Raw genomic sequence first — 6,230 nt, 5'->3', positions numbered from 1 at the left:
GGAGCAACGCGGCAGCGGGCCGATTTCGCCGGATCCCTTCGGGACGGGGCGCATTTGCGCCGGGGCGGCGTCGCGGAAGGACTTGTGGGGCCCAACCCCACGGCGCCTCCCGCTCCTGGCCCCGGCGCAAATCCGCTCCCGCCAGGAGCGCGCCGTGAATGTCAACAGGCCCTAGCTACGTCGCGGACTCACGGGTAGATGTTCGAGCAGCGCGCGGAGATCCCGCGCCGCGTCGACCAGCCGGCCGGGGGCGCCATCGGAGAAATCGAGCAGATAGTAAATCCCTTGATCCCGGCTGAAGTGGTGCAGCGGCGGTCCGCCGGGACGGTCGACAATTGCCGCCCAGCGCGCGCCCGAGGCGCCGACGCCCTGCACCACGGTGCCCGGCAGGCCCTGTCCGCGGCGCCGCGCACCTTCTTCTTCCAGCGTCTCGCAATCCTTCTTCGTGAGACCCGAGGTTGGAAATTCTAGGACGCTCAAGTCTTTTTCTCTTCGCTACTGCTTTCTTCCCTTGATAAGAGTGTAGGCGGTGATCACTTCGCGGACAAGTGCTAAATTTTTCAACGCGTTATAGGAAAAAACTCAGGTTTTGCTCAATCAGGACCGGTATCCGTCCGCTTGGTAAAGAGCCGGTTAACCTCGGCGACGGCCCGCGACAGGCCGTCGAGGCTCAGCGCCGAGCGCTCCGCCGGCACGGGATCGCCCAGCCAGACGGCCGCGCCGGCGTCTATGAACTGTCGGTGGATCCAGCCGATCTCGCGGGTCATGCGCGAGGGCCCGAGTCGGATCGCCAGGCGATTGACGTGGGCCTTGAGGTGCGCCCGGTCCCAGCGCCGGGGCAGCAGGCGCAGACGCCCGCCGCCTCCGACCCGCATGGCGTCGGGGCCCTCGCCGAGATCGAAGATATGGACCGGTTTCCCGGTGAAGCAGGCCTCGGTCAGCATGGACATGCTGTCGCCGGTCACGATGAACTGGTCGGCCAGGGCGAGGTAGCCGAAGTAGGGGTTGTCCTCGTCATCGGGGGCCCAGCGATAGAGGCTGTGCGGGCAGGTCAGCCCTTCGGCCAGGACGTCCAGGGTCGCCGCCGGCGTGCGCGCCGAGGTGCTGACCAGGAGCGAGCCGCCGAGCTCGCTAACCAGGCGCTCAGCCTGCGCCGCGAGGCGCTCGGCCGCCGCGCGGTCGAAGACGTAGGCGCCGCTGCTGCCCCCGATGAAGAGCGCGACCAGCGGTCGCGGCAGATGCGCCAGGCGGTCCCGCCATCGGGCGCCCTCCCGTTCCAGGCGCTGCCGGTTGATCCGGAACAGCGGAGTCTGGTTGTGCAGGATGTTGGGCCGCCGGGGCAGCTTGTACTGCGGCGTCGTGACGATCAGGTCGAAGCGGTCGAGCGGCGCCCAGGGCCGCCCCAGGTGGACGATGCGGACCCGCCGCTCGTCCTCCTTTCCTTCATCCGCCGCCCGGGCCTGAATCCAGCGCGCCACCGGCTCGTTGCGCCGGCCGGCGGTGATGATCAGATCCGGCCAGGGCGGGGCGAGGGCGCTGGATTTCGCCGCCTCGATCCCGGCCAGGGTCGGGCCGCAGAGCAGATTGGTGATCAGCTCGGTGCGGCGATAGGCGAAGCTCTTGACTTCGAACGGCCACCCCAGGGCTTCCGCGAGGGCCAGCACCTGGCCCTTGTCGCCGAGCTTGTGTCCGGTGAGCGCCCAGACCCTCGGAAGCGCGCCTTCGTCGACCATGAAAGAACCCGATCCCTCGTACCATGCCTTGAGCAGATCCGGGCCGCACGCGGCCAGCCGAGGAAAGACCCGTGGTGGCGGAAGACCTTTCAATGCCTTATGCCGCTTCGCGCCTCAAGACTTTCCGGCTACTGGCTTGCCCCTCGGTGACCCGGTTTGCTAAAGCATGCCGACCGCGCCCGGCGGCGTGACCGCGGCCGGACGGGCAGCACGCGGTCTCAGCAGGATATGAAGACGCTCGACTTCTACCTTCTCCGCGCCGTCTGGCGCCCCTTGGCGACGACGCTGGCGCTCGCCGTCTTCATCCTGCTGCTTGAACGCATGGTGCGCGTCCTCGATCTCGTGCTCGGTTCGCACGGGACGCTTAACATGGTGCTGCGCATCCTCGCGTCGCTCATGCCGCAGTACGCGGGCGTGGCCCTGCCGCTGGCGCTTTTCCTCGGCATTCTGCTCGGCCTGCGCCGACTGAGCCGCGACAGCGAACTGGTCAGCCTGGAAGCGGCCGGCGTCGGGCTGCACCAGATGCTGCGGCCGGTCATGGTGATGAGCCTGGTGGTGTTGGTGCTGACCACGGCGACCCTGTCCTACCTGCAGCCCATGGGCCGCTACGCTTACCGGGCCATGCTGTTCTCGCTCAAAAACACCTTCTTCGAGGTCGGCCTCGAGCCGGGCGTGTTTATGAGCCTCGGAGAAACCAGCTTCATGACCGAGGTCTTGTCCAAGGACAAGCAGCGCGCCGAGCGGATCTTTATCTACAACCGGGCGCTGAACGGCGACTGGTCGGCGGTGACCGCCCAGGACGGCGCCCTGTTGAACGAGGGCTTCGGCAGCCCGCGGTCGATCCTCCTGCGCGACGGCCTGCGGCTGTCCGGGCTGGGCGCGGAGTCCGAGGACGGCGGCACCGGCCCGCCCCCGCAGCGCGACAGTCCCGAGGAAATGGGCCTGGACAGCGGCTTCGAGAGCCGTTCGGGCGTGCTGGTGTTCACCGCGATCCGTTCGGTTCTCGACCGGGAGCAGCTCAGCCTGTCACAGCCCCGGGGGCAGGACGAACGGGAGCTGACGCTGCTCGAGCTCTGGCACAGCCGCGACAACCCGCCGCCCGAGGTCGATGCCGAAGACGTCGTCGCCGAGTTCCACGGCCGGCTCGTGCGCATGCTGTCGGTCCTGGTGCTGCCGATGCTGGCCATGGCCCTGGCCCACGGCCGCACCTTCCGAGGGCGGTCCATGGCGACGCCGGCCGGCGTCGTCCTGCTGATCGTCTACAACGAGGTCCTGGATTTCGGCGAGAACTTCGCCGAGTCCGGCGCCAATCCGCTGCTCAGCCTCTGGCTTCCCTTCTTGATCTTCAGCCTGGGCAGCCTGGCCTATTTCCGCAACGAGGTCGTCCGGGTCGGGCCGGGCCCCATCCTGTCGCTGCGCCTGCCGAGATGGCGCGGCGGCGGCTCGGCGTGACCAGGCGGCAGGCCGACAGGCGATGAGCATCCTCGCACGCTACCTGAACCGGCTCCTGGTGCTGCGTTTCGTCATGGTGCTGGGCGGGCTCGTCCTGGTGGTCCTCAGCCTCGACCTGATGGAGACCTCGGACAACGTGGTTCGCTCGGCGCGGGGCGAGCTCGTCGCGCCGATCCTGCGCTACGCGCTGCTGCGGCTGCCCGACCTCACGGCCAAGCTGCTTCCCGTGGCGGCGCTCCTGGCCGCGATCCTGACCCTTGTCGAGCTGTCGCGCAATCGGGAGACCTCGGCGATCTGGAGCACCGGCGTCTCGCCGCTGCGCCTCATCCTGGCGGTCCTGCCGGCCGGCTTGCTGTTCGGGTCGCTCCAGGCCGCCCTCGACAACTGGGCGGCGCCCAAAGGCCTTCAAGAGCTTTACGCCTGGGGCGTTGGACCCTATACCCGCGAGTCCTCGACCGCGGATACCCGGGCGGTCTGGCTGCGGGTCGGCGGCGACATTCTGCGCATTCCCTCGGGCGCGGCGCAGAGCGGCGACCTGAAGAACGTGATCATCTTCCGGCGCGACGCACGCGGCATGCTGGTCGACAAGCTTCTGGCGCAGGAGATGAACGGGCAGGGCGACAGCTGGCTGCTGGAGGACGTGACCCGCTGGACCACCGACGGCAAGGAGCCGACCCAGCTCGGCTCGATGGCGTGGCAGGGTGAGCTCAACCTCGAGGGCCTCGCTCTGCTCGCCGGCGAGCCCCGGGAACTGACCTTCCGGCAGCTCAAGGACCTGATCGCCCGCGATGCTTATGGCCAGCGGTCGGTCGACCTCTACGAGACCTGGCTCCACTTCCGTTTCGTTTCCGCGACGGCGCCCACCTTCATGGTGGTGCTGTCGCTGGCCATCGCGTACTGGCTGGGCGCGGCGGCCAGCATCGCGCGCCTCTTCATCTCGGCCCTGGCGCTGGGATTCGCCTTCTTCATCTTCTCCCAGACCGCGCTCGCCATGGGCAAGGTCGGTCTGCTGCCGCCCTGGCTGGCGGCCTGGGCGCCGGTGTTCTGCCTCACCTGCCTGATCGTGGTGCTCCTGCTTCGGCGCGAGCCGACGCACCAGAGCGCGCGGCCCCGCGCGGCGCCGAGCGGCTAGAGCGAAAGTCTGAGAGTCAGGTCTTGTAAGACGGGTCCTTGCGGTCGAGCATGCGGATCAGCGCCGGCCACTCCATCTCGCCCCAGGCACGATCGGCCAGAGCGACCTCGCGGTTGAGCGACTTGACCGCCTCCGCCGACATTTCGATCGGCTCGACGCCGGAACGCAGGATGTCGACCTGGGCCTTGCAGGCCATCTCCAGGTAATAGTGATAGACCAGCGCCTCGCCCGGGGTGCGGCCGCACGCCAGGAGGCCGTGGTTCTCCAGGATCATCAGCTTATTGTCGCCGAGGTCGGCGGCGAGGCGGTCGCACTCGTCCTGGTCTTCGGTCACCACGCCGTAGGGGTGGCTGGCCAGGATGCCGAGCACGATGCCAGCGTGCTGGGTGAGCGGCCGGAGGCCGCCGGGCATCGCCGAGACCGCCATGCCGGCCCGGGTGTGGCTGTGGAGGACGTAGTTGACCTCGGGCCGCGCCTTGAGCACGGCGGTGTGGATCAGATGGCCGGCCTCGTTGTAGGGGTGGTCGCCCTCGAGGACGTTGCCCTCCCAGTCGACCTTGAGCAGGCTGGAGGCGGTGATCTCGTTGAACAGCAGGCCGTAGGGATTGATGAAGTAGTGCTCCGGCTCGCCCGGCACCCGCGCGGTGATGTGGGTGTAAATCATGTCGGTCCAGCCGTAGTGCACGAAGAGCCGGTAGAGCGCCGCGAGATCGACCCGCGCCTGCCACTGGTCGGAAACCGACTCCTTGATCGCCGTGACCTTCGAGCTCATGACCGCGTCCCTATGCCGACCCGTGCCTGACGCCGGGAGTTTACAAAGCAAGCCTGAGGAATCCTAGCGTCAAGGCAATTCCAAGGCCCCTTTACCTCACGGTTAGGCCCCCTCTGCTATTCTCGGGCGATGGACCAGGATCGCTTCCAAGACTCGCTTCATGTCGTCTTCGGCGATTCCGCCGGCGGATCGCTGAAGGTATTCCGGGGACTGAGGCCCGATCGTTTTCTGATCTGTGTGGACCCAATCTCCTGCGGCCCGGCGCCGGCCACGGATAATCTCGACCTCTGGTCGTCGAGACGGGAAGCCTACCTCAATGCCCTGTTTGGAGAACTGACCCCCTCCCTGGAAGGGGAACAGGTGCTGCGGAACGTCGAGCGGCTGGGTCGGGAAAAGTCCGTCATCTTCTGGTCGGGGCTCAGCCTGGACGAACAGCTTATCCTCGCATGGCTCGTCTTCGTGTTCGACCTCAAAGGCATCGATCACGGAAAGCTCAGGGTCATCCAGTTCGAGGAGGCGCGGCCAGGCGCGCCGGCCGTTAGCATGGGAATCGTGTGCCGTGAGAGTCTTCTCGAGCGCCAGCCCGATCCGCGCTCCCTGGGCGTCGCGGAGCTCGCCGAACTGCGGCGCGCCTGGAGTGTCTTTACCAGCAGCGACCCCGCCGACCTGGTGCGCTACCTCGCCGAGCCCGGTCCCATTCCCCTGCTTCAGAACGCGCTTCGCCAGCTGGTCTATCGCTATCCGGACCGGCACTCGGGCCTCAGCATCTGGGATGAACGTCTGCTCAGACAAACGACCGAAAGGTCCCTGAAGGCAGCGCGCGTGGTGGGGCAAACCTTGGGCTACGACAGCATCGACTATGTTGGAGACCAGTATCTCTTCGAACGGCTCATCGCCCTGGGGAGCCCAGACCTCGCGTCGCCACCGGTCTCCATTGTCGGCAGCACCCGCGCCATGCGGTTCTGCGACGTTGCGATCTCTGCTTTCGGAGAGAAGGTCTTGGCCGGCGAAGCCAACCACGTCGAGGAGAACGGCATCGACGACTGGATCGGCGGCGTCCACCTGACAGGGGAGCGGCCCGTCACCTACCGCGACGGAGACACTTTGGTGCTTCCTCGATGACCGTTTCGGATCACCTGGA

6 protein-coding genes are annotated in these 6,230 nt (G+C 67.3%); 3 read left to right on the top strand and 3 right to left on the bottom strand.

Annotation, left to right across the window (positions count from 1 at the left end; genetic code table 11):
- Nucleotides 1-171: 171 nt before the first annotated feature.
- Nucleotides 172-480: a hypothetical protein gene (locus tag QNJ67_15280; protein MDJ0610338.1), complete on the bottom strand. Its 309-nt coding sequence runs from the start codon at nucleotides 478-480 to the stop codon at nucleotides 172-174.
- A gap of 113 nt (nucleotides 481-593) precedes the next feature.
- Nucleotides 594-1,733, bottom strand: coding sequence for a mitochondrial fission ELM1 family protein (locus QNJ67_15275; GenBank protein ID MDJ0610337.1), 1,140 nt, complete (start codon nucleotides 1,731-1,733; stop codon nucleotides 594-596).
- A 228-nt stretch (nucleotides 1,734-1,961) separates the two neighbouring features.
- Between QNJ67_15275 and QNJ67_15270 the strand changes: the two genes are divergently transcribed.
- Together QNJ67_15270 and QNJ67_15265 are read left to right on the top strand one after the other, a co-directional pair.
- On the top strand, nucleotides 1,962-3,185 hold the full coding sequence (locus QNJ67_15270) for an LptF/LptG family permease (protein MDJ0610336.1): 1,224 nt from the start codon (nucleotides 1,962-1,964) through the stop codon (nucleotides 3,183-3,185).
- Nucleotides 3,186-3,207: 22 nt separating this feature from the next.
- A complete protein-coding gene (locus tag QNJ67_15265; GenBank protein ID MDJ0610335.1) occupies nucleotides 3,208-4,317 on the top strand; it encodes an LptF/LptG family permease in 1,110 nt (369 codons plus the stop codon).
- Nucleotides 4,318-4,333: 16 nt separating this feature from the next.
- Here the strand turns inward: QNJ67_15265 and QNJ67_15260 are convergent, their stop codons facing one another.
- A complete protein-coding gene (locus tag QNJ67_15260; protein ID MDJ0610334.1) occupies nucleotides 4,334-5,089 on the bottom strand; it encodes a class II aldolase/adducin family protein in 756 nt (251 codons plus the stop codon).
- A gap of 129 nt (nucleotides 5,090-5,218) precedes the next feature.
- On the opposite strand from QNJ67_15260, the gene QNJ67_15255 reads away from it, so the two are divergent.
- Complete coding sequence (locus QNJ67_15255) at nucleotides 5,219-6,211, top strand: DUF1835 domain-containing protein (GenBank protein ID MDJ0610333.1); 993 nt, start codon at nucleotides 5,219-5,221, stop codon at nucleotides 6,209-6,211.
- Nucleotides 6,212-6,230: the final 19 nt, after the last annotated feature.

It is taken from the genome of Kiloniellales bacterium (assembly GCA_030064845.1).
Taxonomy (GTDB): Bacteria; Pseudomonadota; Alphaproteobacteria; order Kiloniellales; family JAKSDN01; genus JASJEC01.
The sequence above is the reverse complement of the archived record's forward strand: the minus strand, read 5'-3'. Positions and strand labels throughout refer to the sequence as shown.